Annotated in this window: 13 protein-coding genes, 1 rRNA gene, 2 pseudogenes and 1 riboswitch; of the genes and pseudogenes, 13 read left to right on the forward strand and 3 right to left on the reverse strand. The window is 69.3% G+C overall.

Features of this window, described 5'->3' with window-relative positions; all coding sequences use genetic code 11:
* From rrf to ACFT4A_RS00055, 11 genes and pseudogenes are all read left to right on the forward strand, one after another.
* Window positions 1–95, forward strand: a 5S ribosomal RNA gene (gene rrf / locus ACFT4A_RS00005); the annotation flags it as partial.
* A gap of 109 nt (window positions 96–204) precedes the next feature.
* Entirely contained in the window at window positions 205–813 is a 609-nt protein-coding gene (locus ACFT4A_RS00010; RefSeq protein WP_382824434.1) for a CDP-alcohol phosphatidyltransferase family protein, read from the forward strand.
* 115 nt (window positions 814–928) lie between these two features.
* Window positions 929–3,424 carry a sugar phosphate nucleotidyltransferase gene (locus tag ACFT4A_RS00015; RefSeq protein WP_382825193.1) on the forward strand — a complete coding sequence of 832 codons (2,496 nt, stop codon included), beginning with the start codon at window positions 929–931 and terminating at the stop codon, window positions 3,422–3,424.
* Window positions 3,425–3,522: 98 nt separating this feature from the next.
* Window positions 3,523–4,434, forward strand: coding sequence for a DUF881 domain-containing protein (locus tag ACFT4A_RS00020; protein ID WP_382824435.1), 912 nt, complete (start codon window positions 3,523–3,525; stop codon window positions 4,432–4,434).
* Window positions 4,431–4,763 carry a small basic family protein gene (locus ACFT4A_RS00025; protein WP_003988855.1) on the forward strand — a complete coding sequence of 111 codons (333 nt, stop codon included), beginning with the start codon at window positions 4,431–4,433 and terminating at the stop codon, window positions 4,761–4,763. The genes ACFT4A_RS00020 and ACFT4A_RS00025 overlap by 4 nt, the downstream gene beginning before the upstream one ends.
* 5 nt (window positions 4,764–4,768) lie before the next feature.
* On the forward strand, window positions 4,769–5,713 hold the full coding sequence (locus ACFT4A_RS00030) for a DUF881 domain-containing protein (RefSeq protein WP_382824436.1): 945 nt from the start codon (window positions 4,769–4,771) through the stop codon (window positions 5,711–5,713).
* Between the two features lie 61 nt (window positions 5,714–5,774).
* The gene (locus tag ACFT4A_RS00035) at window positions 5,775–6,722 is read left to right on the forward strand and encodes an FHA domain-containing protein (RefSeq protein WP_328415869.1); all 948 of its coding nucleotides are present in this window, start codon (window positions 5,775–5,777) and stop codon (window positions 6,720–6,722) included.
* 53 nt (window positions 6,723–6,775) lie between these two features.
* Entirely contained in the window at window positions 6,776–7,516 is a 741-nt protein-coding gene (locus ACFT4A_RS00040; protein ID WP_382824439.1) for a MerR family transcriptional regulator, read from the forward strand.
* 85 nt (window positions 7,517–7,601) lie between these two features.
* Complete coding sequence (locus tag ACFT4A_RS00045) at window positions 7,602–8,075, forward strand: bifunctional nuclease family protein (protein ID WP_003988851.1); 474 nt, start codon at window positions 7,602–7,604, stop codon at window positions 8,073–8,075.
* Window positions 8,076–8,389: 314 nt separating this feature from the next.
* The gene (locus ACFT4A_RS00050) at window positions 8,390–9,073 is read left to right on the forward strand and encodes a MerR family transcriptional regulator (RefSeq protein ID WP_382824440.1); all 684 of its coding nucleotides are present in this window, start codon (window positions 8,390–8,392) and stop codon (window positions 9,071–9,073) included.
* 134 nt (window positions 9,074–9,207) lie between these two features.
* Window positions 9,208–10,713, forward strand: a pseudogene (locus ACFT4A_RS00055) (DNA polymerase IV).
* Here ACFT4A_RS00055 and ACFT4A_RS00060 read toward each other — a convergent pair.
* Window positions 10,632–11,006: a PRC-barrel domain-containing protein gene (locus tag ACFT4A_RS00060; protein ID WP_382824442.1), complete on the reverse strand. Its 375-nt coding sequence runs from the start codon at window positions 11,004–11,006 to the stop codon at window positions 10,632–10,634. The pseudogene ACFT4A_RS00055 and the gene ACFT4A_RS00060 overlap by 82 nt on opposite strands.
* 113 nt (window positions 11,007–11,119) lie before the next feature.
* Window positions 11,120–11,215, forward strand: a riboswitch (glycine riboswitch).
* Window positions 11,216–11,391: 176 nt separating this feature from the next.
* Between ACFT4A_RS00060 and gcvP the strand changes: the two genes are divergently transcribed.
* Window positions 11,392–14,280, forward strand: a complete 2,889-nt coding sequence (gene gcvP, locus ACFT4A_RS00065; RefSeq protein ID WP_382824443.1) for an aminomethyl-transferring glycine dehydrogenase — start codon at window positions 11,392–11,394, stop codon at window positions 14,278–14,280.
* A 67-nt stretch (window positions 14,281–14,347) separates the two neighbouring features.
* Here the strand turns inward: gcvP and ACFT4A_RS00070 are convergent, their stop codons facing one another.
* Complete coding sequence (locus ACFT4A_RS00070) at window positions 14,348–14,767, reverse strand: molybdopterin-binding protein (RefSeq protein WP_382824444.1); 420 nt, start codon at window positions 14,765–14,767, stop codon at window positions 14,348–14,350.
* Window positions 14,768–14,843: 76 nt separating this feature from the next.
* On the opposite strand from ACFT4A_RS00070, the pseudogene ACFT4A_RS00075 reads away from it, so the two are divergent.
* A pseudogene (locus ACFT4A_RS00075) lies at window positions 14,844–14,978 on the forward strand (DUF1707 domain-containing protein); the annotation flags it as partial.
* A gap of 209 nt (window positions 14,979–15,187) precedes the next feature.
* Here ACFT4A_RS00075 and ACFT4A_RS00080 read toward each other — a convergent pair.
* Window positions 15,188–17,167: an amino acid transporter gene (locus ACFT4A_RS00080; RefSeq protein WP_382824446.1), complete on the reverse strand. Its 1,980-nt coding sequence runs from the start codon at window positions 17,165–17,167 to the stop codon at window positions 15,188–15,190.
* Between the last annotated feature and the right edge of the window lie 382 nt (window positions 17,168–17,549).

The raw sequence follows: 17,549 nt of genomic DNA on the forward strand, positions 1-17,549 counted from the left end.
AAACGCCCGGTTACATTCCGAACCCGGAAGCTAAGCCTTTCAGCGCCGATGGTACTGCAGGGGGGACCCTGTGGGAGAGTAGGACGCCGCCGAACTCCTTTTAGAGCTCTGGCTCTTGGGCACACAGCCCGAGAGCCAGAGCTTTTTTGCGTTGAGGTAAGGTCAGTGAGCATCGTTGGCACGTTTCCCACAGGAGGCCCCCGGGTGGAGGTTCAGGAGACTCGCGTCCAGACGGACCGTGTGCTCACCATCCCGAACATCCTCAGCATGGCTCGGCTCGTTGGCGTACCCCTCTTCCTGTGGCTGATTCTGAGGCCTGAGTTCGGTGGGCCCAAGAGTGACGGCTGGGCCCTTCTGGTACTGGCCCTGAGCGGCATCAGTGACTACCTGGACGGCAAGCTCGCACGGCACTGGAACCAGATCAGCAGCCTCGGCCGGCTTCTCGATCCCGCGGCCGACCGGCTCTACATTCTCTCGACTCTGGTCGGTCTCACCTGGCGGGAGATTCTGCCCCTCTGGTTGACCGCTGCACTTCTGGCGCGAGAGCTGGTTCTGCTGGTGATGGTGGGCATCCTCCGGCGCCACGGCTATCCGCCGCCCCAGGTGAACTTCCTGGGCAAGGCCGCCACCTTCAACCTGATGTATGCCTTCCCGCTGCTCCTGCTCAGTGACGGCACGGGATGGATCTCGTCACTGGCTGCCATTTTCGGATGGGCGTTCGCCGGATGGGGTACAACGCTGTACTGGTGGGCAGGAGTCCTCTACGTGGTACAAGTCCGCCGCCTGGTCCGTGCGGACGCCATGGCCGACTGAACTTGCGGATTGGTCCCACCGTGGCTGTCCGATGGCCCGTGGTCGAAAAGTGGGGGACAATCCTGGCGGGGGAAGTCGGCTAGACCGTCGTCTCTTAGAGGAGGACGCTTCCGACATGAAGGCCGTCGTGATGGCCGGAGGCGAAGGCACGCGTCTTCGCCCCATGACCTCAAGCATGCCCAAGCCGCTCCTGCCCGTGGCCAACCGCCCGATCATGGAGCACGTTCTGCGGCTGCTCAAAAGGCATGGGCTCAATGAAACAGTCGTTACCGTCCAGTTCCTGGCCTCGCTCGTCAAGAACTACTTCGGTGACGGCGAAGAGCTCGGTATGGAGCTGACCTATGCCAATGAGGAGAAGCCACTCGGTACCGCCGGAAGCGTCAAGAACGCCGAAGAGGCATTGAAGGACGATGCCTTCCTCGTCATCTCCGGCGATGCTCTGACAGATTTCGACCTCACCGAGCTCATCAATTTCCACAAGGAAAAGGGCGCGCTGGTCACGGTTTGTCTGACGCGTGTTCCCAATCCGCTGGAATTCGGCATCACCATTGTCGACGAGGAAGGCAAGGTGGAGCGCTTCCTCGAGAAGCCCACCTGGGGCCAGGTCTTCTCAGACACGGTGAACACCGGCATCTACGTCATGGAGCCCGAGGTCTTCGACTATGTCGAGCCCGATGTGCCCGTCGACTGGTCCGGTGATGTCTTCCCGCAGTTGATGAAGGAAGGCAAGCCCGTCTACGGCTTTGTGGCCGAGGGGTACTGGGAGGACGTCGGCACTCACGAGAGCTATGTGAAGGCGCAGGCCGACGTCCTGGAGGGCAAGGTCGACGTCGACATCGACGGGTTCGAGATCTCCGCCGGCGTGTGGGTTGCGGAGGGCGCGGAGGTGCATCCCGACGCCGTGCTCCGCGGTCCGCTTTACATCGGTGACTACGCCAAGGTCGAGGCCGGCGCGGAGCTCCGTGAGCACTCCGTCGTGGGCTCCAACGTGGTGGTCAAGAGCGGTGCCTTTCTGCACAAGTCCGTGGTTCACGACAACGTCTACGTGGGGCCGCACAGCAATCTGCGCGGGTGCGTGGTCGGGAAGAACACCGACATCATGCGTGCGGCGCGGATCGAGGACGGGGCGGTCATCGGTGATGAGTGCCTGATCGGTGAAGAATCGATTGTCCAGGGCAATGTGCGAGTCTATCCGTTCAAGACCATCGAAGCCGGTGCTTTCGTCAACACCTCGGTCATCTGGGAGTCCAGGGGGCAGGCGCACCTCTTCGGAGCCCGCGGTGTGTCCGGAATCCTGAACGTCGAGATCACGCCGGAACTGGCCGTGCGGCTTGCCGGTGCGTATGCGACCACCCTGAAGAAGGGCTCGACCGTCACCACGGCCCGGGACCATTCGCGTGGTGCCCGTGCGCTGAAGCGGGCGGTGATCTCCGCGTTGCAGGCCAGCGCCATCGACGTACGGGATCTGGAGAATGTTCCGCTGCCCGTGGCCCGGCAGCAGACCGCGCGGGGCAGTGCCGGCGGGATCATGATCCGGACCACGCCCGGGGTGCCGGACTCCGTGGACATCATGTTCTTCGACGGGAACGGTGCCGACCTGTCGCAGGGCAGCCAGCGGAAGCTGGACCGGGTGTTCGCGCGGCAGGAGTACCGAAGGGCGTTCCCCGGTGAGATCGGGGACCTGCATTTCCCGGCCAGCGTCTTCGATTCGTACACCGGGTCGTTGCTGCGGAACGTCGACACGACGGGCATCTCCGAGTCCGGGCTGAAGGTCGTCGTGGACGCGTCCAACGGCAGCGCCGGACTCGTGCTGCCGAGTCTGCTCGGGAAGCTCGGCGTCGACTCGCTGACGATCAACCCCGGTCTGGACGAGTCCAGGCCGACGGAGACGGCCGACATGCGGCGGTCGGGGATGGTGCGTCTCGGGGAGATCGTGGCGTCCTCCGGTGCCGCCTTCGGGGTGCGGTTCGACCCGGTCGGTGAGCGGCTGTCCCTAGTCGACGAGAAGGGGCGCATCATCGAGGACGACCGGGCGCTGCTCGTGATGCTGGACCTCGTGGCCGCGGAGCGGCGCAGCGGCAGGGTCGCGCTCCCGGTGACCACGACCCGGATCGCCGAGCAGGTGGCGGCGTACCACGGGACCCAGGTCGAGTGGACGACGACCTCCCCCGACGACCTCACACGCGTCGGTGGTGAGGAAGGGACGATCTTCGGCGGTGACGGCAAGGGCGGGTTCATCGTCCCTGAGTTCAGCAGCGTGTACGACGCCACCGCGGCCTTCGTACGGCTCATCGGGCTCGTGGCGCGGACGCAGCTCACGCTGAGCCAGATCGATGCCCGGATCCCGCGGGCGCACGTCCTGAAGCGGGACCTGGCGACGCCGTGGGCTGTCAAGGGGCTCGTGATGCGGCGGGTCGTCGAGGCGGCGGGAGATCGCTTCGTGGACACCACGGACGGCGTGCGTGTGGTGGAGACCGACGGGCGCTGGGTGATGGTGCTGCCCGACCCGGCGGAGGCGGTCACCCACCTGTGGGCCGAGGGGCCGGACGACGCCTCCGCGCAGGCCCTGCTGGACGAATGGTCGGCGGTCGTGGACAGCGCAGGCCGGTAGAACCGGCTGCACGTGTGCGTGCCGGACAAGTGTCCTCAACGGGGCCTGTCCGGCACGCCGGTGGGGCCGTTCGGAGGTAGTGGCCGCGACGTGCGACGATGTGCGGCATGCCGCAGCAACCCCCCATTCGGAGCACACCGACGCGGCCCCGGCGCCCGGATGCGTCCATGTCATTGCTCACCAACGTCATGGACCACAGCCTCGACGACGGATATGCCGAGGCCGCCGAGCGGAAGAAGGCCGCGGGCGACGCCGGGCTGCCGAAGACGCTCAGGGCGAAGCTGGGGCTCGCGGCGGGCCTGGTGCTCGCGGCCCTGATCGTGACCGTCGGAGCGGCCCAGGCACGGGTCGCCGCACCGGTGGTCGCCAAGGAGCGGGAAGAGCTGGTCGACCGCATCGATCGGGAGAGCGAGACGGCGGACAAGCTGGAGGACTCCGTCGACGAGCTGCGCGCGGACGTGAGCGCCCGGCAGCGCGAGGCGCTGAGGCACAGTGGCAGCGCCGGGTCCGACCTGGTGGGCATACTGTCCGGCGCCGCCGCGGTGCACGGTCCCGGCGTGAAGCTCGTGGTGAACGACGCCAAGGACACCGGTGCGGGCGGTGACGGCGATCCGCGCGAGAACTCGGGGTTCGCCGACACCGGCCGGGTGCGTGACCGGGACATGCAGCGCGTGGTCAACGGGCTGTGGGAGTCGGGCGCCGAGGCCGTCTCCATCAACGGGCAGCGGCTGACGGCGCTGTCCGCGATCAGGGCCGCGGGGGACGCGATACTGGTCGACAACAAACCGCTGGTGCCGCCGTACACGGTGCTTGCGGTGGGGGACGGGCAAGAGCTGAGCACGCGGTTCCAGAACAGCGCGGACGGCCTGTATCTGAACGCGCTCCAGGAGAGCTACGGAGTCAGGACGGCCATCTCCGCGGAGGACGACCTCCGGCTGCCTGCCGCACCGAGTGTGATCGTACGTACAGCACAGCCGAGCACTGAGAAGAGCGAGAAGGGCACATCGTGATCGCCGTACTGGGCCTCGTCGTGGGAGTCGTGGCCGGCCTGTTGGTCCGGCCTGAGGTTCCGGCGGTGGTCGAGCCTTATCTGCCGATCGCTGTCGTGGCGGCGCTCGACGCCGTCTTCGGCGGTCTGCGCGCCATGCTCGACGGCATCTTCGACGACAAGGTCTTCGTGGTGTCGTTCCTGTCGAACGTGGTCGTGGCCGCGTTGATCGTGTTCCTGGGTGACAAGTTGGGCGTGGGTGCCCAGCTGTCCACCGGTGTGGTGGTCGTCCTCGGTATCCGGATCTTCTCCAACGCCGCGGCGATCCGCCGGCACGTGTTCCGGGCGTGAGGCGGATGAGCGAGCACGACGACAAGCGCGCCGAGGAGAACGGCGACCCGCGCGCGGAGCAGCGCGACGCGACCGGCAAGCCCGGGAACCGGCTCCGCAAGGAGCTGCCCCAGGAGGTGGCCGCGGCGGAGCCTGCCGCCCAGGACACCCCGGAGCCTGAGCCGGCTCCCGAGCCCGTGCCTGATCCGGATCCGGAGTCGGAGCCGGAAGCGGCGCCCGAGCCGCGGCTGACCGGTCGGCAGCGGCTGGTGCAGGGGCTGTGGCCGCCGCGGCTCAGCCGGGCCCAACTCATCGTCGCGCTGCTGCTGTTCGGCCTGGGCTTCGGGCTGGCCGTGCAGGTGGCGTCGAACAGCGACAGTGACAGCGCCCTGCGCGGTGCGCGCCAGGAAGATCTTGTTCGCATCCTCGATGAACTGGATGACCGTACCCAGCGTCTTGAGGACGAGAAGCAGGGTCTCGAGAAGCAGCGCGACGAGCTGGAGAACAGCTCCGACCAGGCCGAGGAGGCCCGGAAGCAGACCATCGAGAAGGAGCGGCAACTCGGCATCCTGGCGGGCACGGTGGCCGCGCAGGGGCCCGGCATCACCATGACCATCGAGGACACGAAGGGGACGGTCGAGTCGGACATGCTGCTCGACGCTGTCCAGGAACTGCGTGCGGCGGGTGCCGAGGCGATCCAGGTGAACGGCGTACGGGTCGTCGCCGGTACGTATCTCACGGATTCCGGCAAGGGTGTGAGCGTCGACGGGAACAAGATCAACGCGCCCTATCGTTTCAAGGTCATCGGCAAGTCGCAGGACCTCGAGCCGGCGCTCAACATCCCCGGAGGTGTGGTGCAGACTCTCGAGAAGGAACAGGCCATCGTCACCGTGGAGCGGTCGACCAAGATCGTCGTGGACGCCTTGCGAGCAGCGAAGCGGCCTGACTACGCTCGGTCGTCCTCCCAGTGAACCGGCGGTGCATGGGCGGCGTCCGGCGAGGGCATGAGGTTGCGGGGGGTCGGCGCACCGAATGGGTGGTGCGTGGTGGAAACTGTCTGGTGCAGACGGACGTTGTCAGGATGTCCGGGTCGGCCAGAGTGTTCAGTCAGGGTTCGTCCTGCCCCACGGGCGGGTCTGTTTCGGTCAAGGGGAATCGCCCGTGAAGTTGTTTGCGAAGTTGTTCGGCAAGAGCCCGCGAGAGGGCAGCGACAATGCGACCGCCCGTCATCGCGCACAGCCTGACGCGGAGGGTCAGCGGCCGCTGTTCCGGGACCAGGTCGGCGGTCCGGGCGGCGACGTTTCCGGAGGTCAGGGCGCGCCGTCGGTTGACCCTGCGCAGCCCGGCGGCATAGGTTTCGGGCAACCCTCAAGTGCGGGTGGAGGGTTTTCCGACCCGTATGCGTCCAATGCTCCGGGTGGGCAGCCGCGGCAGGAGGATCCGATGTCGGCCCTGGTGTGTACGAGGTGCGGCAACCGCAACGCGGAGAACAGCCGCTTCTGCTCCAACTGCGGCGCGCCGCTGCGGCCGGGCGCGACGCCGGAGCGTCCGTCCGAGACGACCTCCACGATCTCCATCTCCGGTCTCGAGGCCTACGACGCCGAGGCCACCGGCCAGACGCCTACGCCGACGCTGTCTCCCGAGGCGCAGGCGGCCGTGGACGCGCTGCCGCTGGGTTCCGCGCTCCTGGTCGTGCGCCGCGGGCCGAACTCGGGCAGCCGTTTCCTGCTGGACGGCGATCTGACCACGGCCGGCCGTCATCCGCAGAGCGACATCTTCCTGGACGACGTGACGGTCTCCCGGCGGCACGTGGAGTTCCGTCGCGGTCAGGACGGCTCGTTCACGGTGGCCGACGTGGGCAGCCTGAACGGCACGTACGTGAACCGCGAGCGGATCGACCAGGTCGCTGTCAGCAACGGCGACGAGGTGCAGATCGGCAAGTACCGGCTGGTCTTCTACGCCAGCCAGCGGGGCTACTGACCCGGACCGCCTCCGGGTGATCCCAGCGAAGGTCCGTCCGTCAGGGAAGGTCCATGCTTCATACACCGAGCGGCGGTGCCGGGCACGGCGCCGCCGCCACGGACAGTGGGCTGATGAGCATCGGCACGGTGCTGAACGTGCTGCGCGACGAGTTTCCCGAAGTCACCATCTCCAAGATCCGCTTCCTGGAGTCGGAGGGGCTCATCGAGCCACAGCGGACTCCCTCGGGGTATCGCAAGTTCAGTGCCCGCGACGTCGAGCGCCTCGGTCACGTCCTGCGGATGCAGCGGGACCACTATCTGCCCCTGAAGGTGATTCGCGAGCACCTGGAGGCCATGGAGCGCGGTGAGGCGGTCCCGCTGCCGACCGTGGGCCGTCAGCGTGACGGCGATTCCGCGCCCGAGCCCTTCGAGGGGCCGCCCACGGCTGCCAGGGTCGGGCGTGAGGAGCTGCTCGCCGCCGCCGGGGTGGACGAGGAGGAGCTCAAGGAGTGGGAGTCGTACGGGCTGGTCACTCCACTGGAGGACGGGGCGTACGAGGCCGAGGCGGTCACCGTGGCGGCGCTCGTCGCCGAGCTGGGGCGGTTCGGGATCGAGCCGCGGCACCTGCGGGTGATGAAGGCCGCCGCCGACCGCGAGGCCGGGCTCGTGGACCAGGTGGTGGCCCCGCTGAAGCGGCACCGGAACCCGCAGACCAGGGCTCATGCGGAGGCCCGTACCAAGGAGCTGGCGGGGCTCACGGTGAAGCTGCACGCCGCGCTGGTGCAGACGGCGCTCGGGGTGCGGCTGCCATGAGGCGGCCGGACACGTGGGGGCCGGATCAGGCGCCCGATCCCGGCCCGACTACCCAAACGTCCCGAGCACGGCCTAGGGTTGCTGTGTGAACGAGCTCGATGTCGTAGGTGTCCGGGTCGAAATGCCCTCCAACCAACCGATCGTGCTGCTGCGTGAAGTGGGAGGCGACCGTTACCTCCCCATCTGGATCGGGCCGGGTGAGGCGACGGCGATCGCCTTCGCCCAGCAGGGCATGGCTCCCGCGCGGCCGCTGACCCACGACCTGTTCAAGGACGTGCTGGAAGCCGTCGGTCAGGAGCTCACGGAAGTGCGTATCACGGACCTGCGTGAGGGCGTCTTCTACGCGGAGCTGGTCTTCGCCAGCGGCGTCGAGGTGAGCGCGCGCCCGTCCGACGCCATAGCGCTGGCCCTGCGCACCGGGACGCCGATCTACGGGAGTGACACGGTCCTCGACGACGCCGGCATCGCGATCCCGGACGAGCAGGAGGACGAGGTGGAGAAGTTCCGCGAGTTCCTCGACCAGATCTCCCCGGAGGACTTCGGCAGCAGCAGCCAGTGAGCTCCGGAGGCCGGTGAGTGCCGGCCGGGCGGGGAGCATGAGCGGTCGTGAGACGCGTGGGCGGCCCGGCGGACGATGAGTCCGCGGCAGGGCCGCCGCCGTATGTGTGAGGGGTGAATTGCCCGCATGTGCCGGTGGCCGGTGCGAGCGTCACACGGCCCGCGCCGAAGGCATTCGGCTAGCCTTTCCCCGCGGTGGGGCACGGGAAACCACTCTTAGGGTGATTATCACTCGGCGTGGCGAGTGTGGCGATCGTTGACGCACCCCGGGTGACTGCCTACCGTCGAGAAGGCAGGTCAAGGACGGAGGTCGGCGTGAGCAGCAGCGGCGACGGTACGGCTGGGGGCGGCCCCGAGCGCAGTCTCAGGGCGAGCGGTCCGTACGCTCCCCCCGGCTCTCGGCTCCTTTCGGGCGGGGGGTACCCCCAGCCCGACGGTGCGGCCGATCAAGCTCCGCAGCGACCGTCGGCGGTGCCGAGCAGCGGAGGGACGACGTCCATGGCGTCCGAGCAGATCGGCTATCGAGGCCCCACGGCCTGCGCGGCCGCCGGTATCACCTACCGGCAACTGGACTACTGGGCCCGCACCGGTCTCGTCGAGCCCAGCGTGCGCCCCGCCTACGGGTCCGGGACACAGCGGTTGTACAGCTTCCGGGACGTCGTCGTCCTGAAGATCGTCAAGCGGTTCCTCGACACCGGGGTGTCGCTGCAGAACATCCGCACGGCGGTCCAGCACCTCAGGGAACGCGGTTTCCGCGACCTGGAGCGGATGACGCTGATGAGTGACGGTGCGACGGTCTACGAGTGCACCTCGCCCGACGAGGTCCACGCCCTGCTCCAAGGGGGGCAGGGGGTCTTCGGAATCGCCGTGGGAGTGGTGTGGCGGGATGTCGAGGGCGCGCTGTCCCAGCTGCACGGGGAGCGGATCGACACCGGCGAGACCCTGGTCGGGCCCAACCCGGCGGACGAGCTGGCGCGGCGGCGGAACCGGGCCGTCTGACCCGTTGGACGGTGCGGTGCGCAGGCGGCCGCAGGAGGCGGGACGTTTCCGCACCGGGTTGTAAGCGCTGTCTCCCGGGGCGGCCGGGACGGTTCGGCACGGCGTTGTCAGTGGCGTAGGGCAGCATCGGAGTTGTGAGAACCGCGCCCACGATCCTGCATCTCGACATGGATGCCTTCTTCGCCTCGGTGGAGCAGGCGTCCAAGCCGAGCCTGCGCGGGAAGGCCGTGGTCGTGGGCGGGCTCGGGCCGCGGGGTGTGGTCGCGACCGCGTCGTACGAGGCCCGGGTGTTCGGGGTGCACTCGGCGCTGCCCATGGCGCAGGCCCGGCGGCTCGCGCCCAACGCCGCGTATCTCGTGCCGCGCTTCGGGTTCTACCGGGCGATCAGCGAGCGGGTGATGGAGCTGCTGGGGGCGCTGTCGCCGCTGGTGGAGCCGCTGAGCCTGGACGAGGCGTTCGTGGACCTGGAGGCCGGAGGGGCGGCCTGGGACGAGCGGTCGGCGAAGTTGGCCGGGGTGAAGCTGCGTGCGGACATCCGGGCCGTCACCGGGCTCACGGGGTCGGTGGGACTGGCCGCGTCCAAGATGCTCGCGAAGATCGCCTCTGAGCAGGCCAAGCCCGACGGGCTGGTCGTGATCGAGCCGGGGACGGAGCGGGCGATGCTGGGGCCGATGTCGGTGCGGACCCTGCCGGGGGTCGGGCCGGCGACGGGCGACCATCTGCGGCGGGCCGGGATCACCACGGTCGAGGAGATCGCCGAGGCGGGTGAGGACGAGCTGGTCAGGCTGCTGGGAAAGGCGCACGGACACGGGCTCTACGCCATGGCCCTGGCGCGGGACGACCGGCCCGTGGTGGCGGAGCGGGAAGCGAAGTCGGTGTCGGTCGAGGACACCTACGACGTGGACATCCACGACCGGCTGCGGGTCGGGCTGGAGGTGCAGCGGCTCGCCGACCGCTGCGTACAGCGGCTGCGCGGGGCCGGGCTGTCCGGGCGGACCATCGTGCTGAAGGTGCGGCGGTACGACTTCTCGACACGCACCCGGTCCGAGACGCTGCGCGGGCCGACGGACGATCCCGGGGTGATCCGTGAAGCGGCGGCCAGACTGCTGGACTCGGTCGACACCACGGGCGGCGTGCGGCTGCTCGGAGTGGGTGTCAGCGGGCTCGCCGACTACACGCAGGAGGACCTGTTCGCGCAGGCGGCCGGAGAGCGGGCGGTCGCGGAGGGCCCGGTCGAGGAGCACGCCGCGGCGCCGGTCGTCGAGGAGCGGCCCGCGCCGGCCGAGCGGCGGTGGCCCGCCGGGCACGATGTGAGGCATGCCGGGTTCGGGCACGGGTGGGTGCAGGGCAGCGGCCTGGGGCGGGTCACCGTACGGTTTGAGACGCCCGGCTCCGAGCCCGGGCGGGTGCGGACCTTCCGGGTCGACGATCCGGAGTTGGAGCCGGCGGATCCATTGCCGTTGGTGTTACGCGAGTCCGAGGGGGGCCATGGGCCGGATGGTGAATCCGGGGGTGTGGGGCTGCGCTCCGCCGCCCCCTAGGCGTCCGCCGGGGGCCTTCAGGCCGTCTCGTCCTTGCCGGCCAGTTTGCCGAACTCGTGGTCCTGGAGCGGGGGAGGGGCGGCCACGTCGAGGCCGTAGTGGTGGTAGAGCTGGAGTTCCTGCTCCGGGGAGAGGTGGCGGCCCACGCCGAAGTCGGGGGCGTCCCTGATCAGGGCGCGGTCGAAGGGCACATGGAGGGCACCGTCGATCAGCTCGCTGGGCTCGAGGGGGACGAAGGCGTCCCTGCTGAACAGGCCGGTCCGTATCGCCGCCCACTCCGGGACGCCGGTGGCGTCGTCGAGGTAGACCTCGTCGATCGTGCCGATCCTGGTTCCGTTGCGGTCGAACGCCTTGCGGCCGATCAGGTTGCGCGGATCGATATCGGTTCGCACGGGCCCTCCACATGGTCGCAACTCATCCGTAAACACAACAAAACGGCACAATCGAGGAGGCGGCCACTCGAAGGTTCGTGCGTTGACCGCGCTGGTAGGCTGACAACGGCTGCTGACCCCGTGCGGGAGAGTCCTCCAGACACCATCGGAGGCGCCGAAGGAGCAAATCCTCCCCGGAATCTCTCAGGCCCACGTACCGCACGGACGAGGTCACTCTGGAAAGCAGGGCGGATGTCACGGCTTCCGCCCTCACCGACGGTGAAAGCCGGAGGCCTTCGGGCGATCCGGTGAAGCTCTCAGGTTGACATGACAGAGGGGGAGGCCGTCCGGGTACCCGTGCCGTGGTGCCCCTCGAAGGTCGTGTCAGACCAGGAGGCCTCCGCATATGACCGCCCATCGCATTCCGCTCTCCGAGCTCGAAGAGGCAGTTCCCTTCGAGCAGCGCCACATCGGCCCCGACCATGAGGCGTGCGCCAAGATGCTCGCGCACGTCGGCTACGGCTCGCTGGACGAGCTGACGGCCGCCGCGGTCCCGGCCGTGATCAAGAGCGCCGAGGCACTGGACCTGCCGGGCGCCCGCAGCGAGGCCGAGGTGATCGCCGAGCTGCGCTCCCTCGCCGACCGCAACCAGGTCCTCGGCTCCATGATCGGGCTCGGCTACTACGGCACGTTCACGCCGCCGGTGATCATGCGCAACGTCATGGAGAATCCGTCCTGGTACACGGCCTACACGCCGTACCAGCCGGAGATCTCGCAGGGCCGGCTCGAGGCGCTGCTCAACTTCCAGACCATGGTCGCCGACCTGACCGGACTGCCGACCTCCGGCGCCTCCCTGCTCGACGAGGGCACCGCGGCGGCCGAGGCCATGGCGCTGTCGCGGCGTCTGGGCAAGAACAAGAAGGGCCTGTTCCTGGTCGACGCGGACACGCTGCCGCAGACCATCGCCGTGATCGAGACCCGGGCCGAGCCCACCGGTGTCGAGGTCGTCGTCGCCGATCTCAGTGACGGCATCCCCGCCGGGATCGCCGAGCGCGAGATCAACGGCGTGCTGATCCAGTACCCGGGCGCCTCCGGAGCCGTACGGGACATCAAGCCGGTCATCGACCAGGCGCACGGGCTCGGGGCGCTCGTCACCGTCGCCGCCGATCTGCTCGCGCTGACCCTGCTGAAGTCGCCCGGGGAGCTCGGCGCGGACATCGCGGTCGGTACGACGCAGCGGTTCGGCGTGCCGATGGGCTTCGGCGGACCGCACGCCGGTTACATGGCCGTCGGGGAGAAGATGGCGCGCAGCCTGCCCGGGCGGCTCGTCGGTGTGTCCGTGGACGCCGACGGGAACAAGGCCTACCGGCTGGCGTTGCAGACGCGTGAGCAGCACATCCGTCGTGAGAAGGCCACCAGCAACATCTGCACCGCGCAGGTGCTGCTCGCCGTCATGGCCGGCATGTACGCCGTCTACCACGGGCCGGAGGGCCTGAAGAGCATCGCGCGGCGCACCCACCGGTACGCCACTGTCCTCGCCGCCGGGCTCGCGAACGGCGGTGTCGAGGTCGTGCACGGGGCCTACTTCGACACCCTGACCGCGCGCGTCGAGGGCCGGGCCGCCGAGGTCGTGGCCACCGCCGCCGAGCGGAACGGCGTCAACCTGCGGCTCGTCGACGCCGACCACGTCTCGATCTCCTGCGACGAGACCACGACGCGGGCCCAGCTGCGTGCCGTTTGGGCCGCGTTCGGGGTCGAGGGTGTCGTCGAGGCGCTGGACGCCGCCACGGAGGACGGGCTTCCGGGTGCCCTGCTGCGGACCGACGAGTACATGACCCACCCCGTCTTCCACCAGTACCGCTCCGAGACCGCCATGCTGCGCTACCTGCGCCGGCTGGCCGACCGTGACTACGCGCTCGACCGGGGCATGATCCCGCTGGGCTCCTGCACCATGAAGCTCAACGCGACCACGGAGATGGAGCCGGTCACCTGGCCCGAGTTCGGGCAGCTGCACCCCTTCGCCCCCGCCGCGCAGGCCGAGGGCTACCTCACGCTCATCCACGAGCTGGAGGACCGTCTCGCCGAGGTCACCGGGTACGACAAGGTGTCCCTCCAGCCGAACGCCGGGTCGCAGGGCGAGCTGGCCGGTCTGCTCGCCGTACGCGGGTACCACCGTGCCAACGGGGACGAGCAGCGCACCGTGTGCCTGATCCCCTCGTCCGCGCACGGGACCAACGCCGCGAGCGCGGTGATGGCGGGCATGAAGGTCGTCGTCGTCAGGACCGCCGAGGACGGCGAGATCGACGTCGAGGACCTGCGGGCGAAGATCGAGCAGCACCGTGACGAGCTGGCGGTGCTGATGATCACGTACCCGTCCACCCACGGTGTGTTCGAGGAGCACGTCTCCGAGATCTGCGCCCAGGTGCACGAGGCGGGCGGGCAGGTCTACGTCGACGGGGCCAACCTCAACGCGCTCGTGGGTCTCGCCAAGCCGGGGCACTTCGGCGGGGACGTCTCGCACCTGAACCTGCACAAGACCTTCTGCATCCCGCACGGCGGTGGCGGGCCCGGCGTCGGCCCGGTGGCGGTGCGTGAGCACCTCGCGCCGTATCTGCCGAACCATCCGCTGCAGCCCGAGGCGGGCCCGGAGACCGGGGTCGGTCCCATCTCCGCGGCGCCGTGGGGCTCGGCCGGAATCCTGCCGATCTCGTGGGCGTACGTCCGGCTGATGGGCGGCGAGGGGCTGAAGCGGGCCACGCAGGTGGCCGTGCTCAGCGCCAACTACATCGCCAAGCGGCTGGAGCCGCACTACCCGGTGCTCTACACCGGCCCCGGCGGGCTCGTCGCGCACGAGTGCATCATCGACCTGCGGCCGCTGACCAAGGCGACCGGTGTGAGCGTCGACGATGTCGCCAAGCGGCTCATCGACTACGGCTTCCACGCGCCGACGATGTCGTTCCCGGTGGCCGGGACGCTGATGATCGAGCCGACCGAGTCGGAGGACCTGGCCGAGCTGGACCGGTTCTGCGAGGCGATGATCGCCATCCGCGCGGAGATCGAGAAGGTCGGCTCCGGTGCATGGCCCGCGGACGACAACCCCCTGCGGGGCGCCCCGCACACCGCCGGCGCGCTCGCCGGGGAGTGGGAGCACGCCTACAGCCGTGAGGAGGCCGTCTTCCCGGCCGGAGTCGCGGCCTCCGACAAGTACTGGCCGCCGGTGCGCCGCATCGACCAGGCTTTCGGCGACCGGAACCTGGTGTGCTCCTGCCCGCCGCTGGACGCGTACGAGGACTGACCGACCGACCGGTCAGAGGGAGGGGCTCCGCTGATGCGGGGCCCCTTCGCCGTGCAGGGGTTCCGCGTCACGCGACGGCGAGTGACACCTCGGTCGACTTGATCAGGGCGATGACCGGGGTTCCGGCCGACAGGCGGAGGTCGTCCGCGGCGTCCTTGGTGATCGCCGCCGTCAGTTCGCCGCCCTCGACGGTGATCCGGACGGAGGCCATCGCGTCGCCGGCCGTGATGCCCGTGACCGTGCCGGGGAGCCGGTTGCGGATGGACAGGCCGTCGACCGGGGCGGTGGCCAGCGCGACCTCCGTCGACTTCACCAGGGCGCGTACGACGGTGCCCGGGGTGAGGCCGAGATCCTCGGCGGCCTCGCGGGTGATCGCGGCGGTGAGGTCCTGGCCGCCGCTGAGGCGAACCCTGACCGTCGCCATGGCCTCGCCCGGCGTGACAGCGGTGACGGTGCCGGGGAGCTGGTTGCGGATGCTCAGGCTCATGGGTGCACGGTAGCCCGGCGAGGCCCTTATGCCGGGTATGCGTTCGTCTGCGTCGCCTCGACCACCGCCCGACGAGATGGCGGGAGAGTTCTCGCGTACCGGTGGACCGCCCGAGGTGAGGGCCTCGCATGCGGACCGGGACCGGGTGGTGGAGGTGCTGCGCGTCGCCGCGGGTGACGGGCGGCTGACCATGGAGGAGCTCGACGAGCGGCTGGAGGCCGCGCTGTCCGCCCGTACGGTCGGCGAGCCGGCCGTGCTCACGACGGATCTGCGGTCAAGGCGCGCCGCCGGGCGGGGGCGGCAGCCGGCGCGCCTGTCGTGCTGCGGGTGCGGATCACCGGTGAGATCAGCTTCGGGCAGGTCGTGGTGCGCCGGCCCCGGAGAGGCTTCGGCAGGAGAAGAACCGGCGGCTGAGGCCCGTCAGCCGACGTGCACCCGCGGCCGCCGCTTCCGGTCGCGTTCCGCCTCGCGCAGGACCTCGCGGGTCACCGGGGCGACCTCGCCCTGGCCGAACAGGAAGAAGCGCAGGAGGTTGGTGAAGGGTCCGCCCTCGGTCCACTCGAAGTAGATGTGCGGGGTGCAGCCGGTCAGGTCGCGGGCGTGCAGGAGCAGGGCGGCCAGCGCGTTGGGGACGGAGGAGGACTCCAGGGTCAGAACGCGGTAGCGGCCGTGGAGCACCTCGCCGCGTACGGTCAGGCTCGCCTCGAACTCCGACGGGTCGGTGACCGTCACTTCGACGAAGACGAAGTCCTCCTGCCCGGGCACGTCGTTGTCCTGCCGGATCTGCTCGATCTTGTCCCGGTACTCCGCGATGTCGCGCCGGTCGGGCTCGTTGGCGATGAACCGCATCCTGCGGCTGGCCATGTCCCGGACGAAGCGCTCCGCCATGCCGTCCAGCGACACGCTGGTCACGCGCAGTTCGAACGCCCGGGCCAGCCGCGACAACAGGGAGACCAGGATGATCCCGGCGATGAAACAGGCACCGATCTTCACGCCGTCCGGGCGCTCGATCACGTTGAGCACGGTCGTGTAGAGGAACACCGCCGAGATGACCGCGAAGCCGATGGTCCAGTTCCGCTGCCGGGCCTTGCGGGCGGCGATGGTCACCGCGATCGCGGCGGAGCTGATGAGGACCAGCACACCGGTGGCGTAGGCGCCGCCCTGCGCGTTGACGTCGGCGTCGAAGATCCAGGTGACCAGGAAGGCGATCAGGGTGAAGACGATGACCATCGGGCGTACGGCGCGGGCCCAGTGCGGGGCCATGCCGTAGCGGGGGAGGTAGCGCGGCATCAGGTTGAGCAGGCCGGCCATCGCGGAGGCGCCGGCGAACCACAGGATGGCGATCGTCGAGACGTCGTAGACGGTGCCGAAGGCGTTGCCCAGGTAGTCGTGTGCCAGATAGGCCAGGGCGCGTCCGTTGGCCTGGCCGCCCGCCTCGAACTCCTTCTCGGGGATGAGGAGGGTGGTGATGAAGCTGGTGGTGATCAGGAAGACGCTCATGATGAGAGCGGCCGTGGTGAGCAGCTTCTTCGTGTCCCGGATGCGGCCCTTCGGGTTCTCCTCCGTGTCGCCGTCGTCGCCCTTGACATGCGGCATCACGGCGACGCCGGTCTCGAATCCGGACAGGCCGAGGGCCAGCTTCGGGAAGACGAGCAGGGCGACGCCGATCATGACGAATACGTTGCTGTGCTGCGTGGTGAGGGCGCTGGACCAGTCGGTGACCACATGGCCGGCGGTGACCACGTGGTAGAGGCCGACGACCACCACGACCGCGTTCAGCGCGAGGTAGGCGCCCACCAGGGCGACGGCGACGCCGATGGCCTCCAGGAAGCCCTTGAGGAACACCGCGCCGAGCAGCGCGACCAGGATCAGGGTGATCAGCAGCTGCTTGTCGTGCAGGGCGCTGTTCAGGTGCGGGTTCTCCACCAGGTGGGTGGAGGCGTCGGCGGCGGACAGGGTGATGGTGATCAGGAAGTCGGTGGCGGCGAAGCCGAGCAGGGTGAGGACGAACAGCTTGCCCTGCCAGAAGGAGAGCAGCCGCTCCAGCATCGCGATCGAGCCCTCGCCGTGCGGGCTCTCCTCGGCCACCCGGCGGTAGACCGGCAGGGCGCCCGCCAGCGTGACGATCACCAGCACGATCGTCGCGATCGGGGAGAGCAGTCCGGCGGCGAGGGCCGCGATGCCGGGCTGGTAGCCGAGCGTGGAGAAGTAGTCGACGCCGGTCAGGCACATCACCCGCCACCAGGGCTGGCCCTTGTGCGGGGGCTCCGGTTCGGCGTGGGGTCCGGTGTGGCCGCCGCCCTTGCCCATGTCGGACAGGCCCTCCAGCATCCAGGCACGCAGGCGACTGGGCGGGGTGGGCTCCGTACGGCTCGGTGGCACGTGCTCAGTGGTGGCCATCGAAGGTGCTCCCGAGAGGCGGCGCAGGGTCATTTCGGCCATCACTGGACGGCCCGATCAGCGTAAGCGGAGCGTGATGTCGTGGCCCGAGGATGAGAGGGCTGAGGGCGTCAAGCTTCCGTTAAGACTCGGCGTCGGGCGTCCGCGGCCGGGGCGCCGGGGTGTGAAACGCGAGCTGAGGGCGGGTGGGGTGGCGGATGGGCGTCCCGTCCGTGCGTCGGTGCGGTGTCCGCGGCCGGACCGTGTCTGAACACCCTGTGTGATCGCAGGCCGAGTGGTCTCCGTAAGGTTCGTTCAGTATTCCGAATGTTTCGCCCAACCTCACACTCTTGCATCGGGGTGAGATTCGCCGTGCGCGAGGGGTTGTCACCCTTTGGCGACT

This window comes from Streptomyces sp. NPDC057099, from assembly GCF_042671245.1.
In the GTDB taxonomy this organism is placed as follows: Bacteria; Actinomycetota; Actinomycetes; order Streptomycetales; family Streptomycetaceae; genus Streptomyces; species Streptomyces purpurascens.

Excerpts from the sequence above, each read along its gene's own strand:
- ACFT4A_RS00040 (WP_382824439.1), top strand. The coding sequence starts at position 6,776 with ATGCTTCATACACCGAGCGGCGGTGCCGGGCACGGCGCCGCCGCCACG.
- ACFT4A_RS00015 (WP_382825193.1), top strand. The coding sequence starts at position 929 with ATGAAGGCCGTCGTGATGGCCGGAGGCGAAGGCACGCGTCTTCGCCCC.
- ACFT4A_RS00020 (WP_382824435.1), top strand. The coding sequence starts at position 3,523 with ATGTGCGGCATGCCGCAGCAACCCCCCATTCGGAGCACACCGACGCGG.
- ACFT4A_RS00080 (WP_382824446.1), bottom strand. The coding sequence starts at position 17,167 with ATGGCCACCACTGAGCACGTGCCACCGAGCCGTACGGAGCCCACCCCG.
- ACFT4A_RS00035 (WP_328415869.1), top strand. The coding sequence starts at position 5,775 with ATGGGTGGTGCGTGGTGGAAACTGTCTGGTGCAGACGGACGTTGTCAG.
- ACFT4A_RS00070 (WP_382824444.1), bottom strand. The coding sequence starts at position 14,767 with ATGAGCCTGAGCATCCGCAACCAGCTCCCCGGCACCGTCACCGCTGTC.
- gcvP (WP_382824443.1), top strand. The coding sequence starts at position 11,392 with ATGACCGCCCATCGCATTCCGCTCTCCGAGCTCGAAGAGGCAGTTCCC.
- ACFT4A_RS00030 (WP_382824436.1), top strand. The coding sequence starts at position 4,769 with ATGAGCGAGCACGACGACAAGCGCGCCGAGGAGAACGGCGACCCGCGC.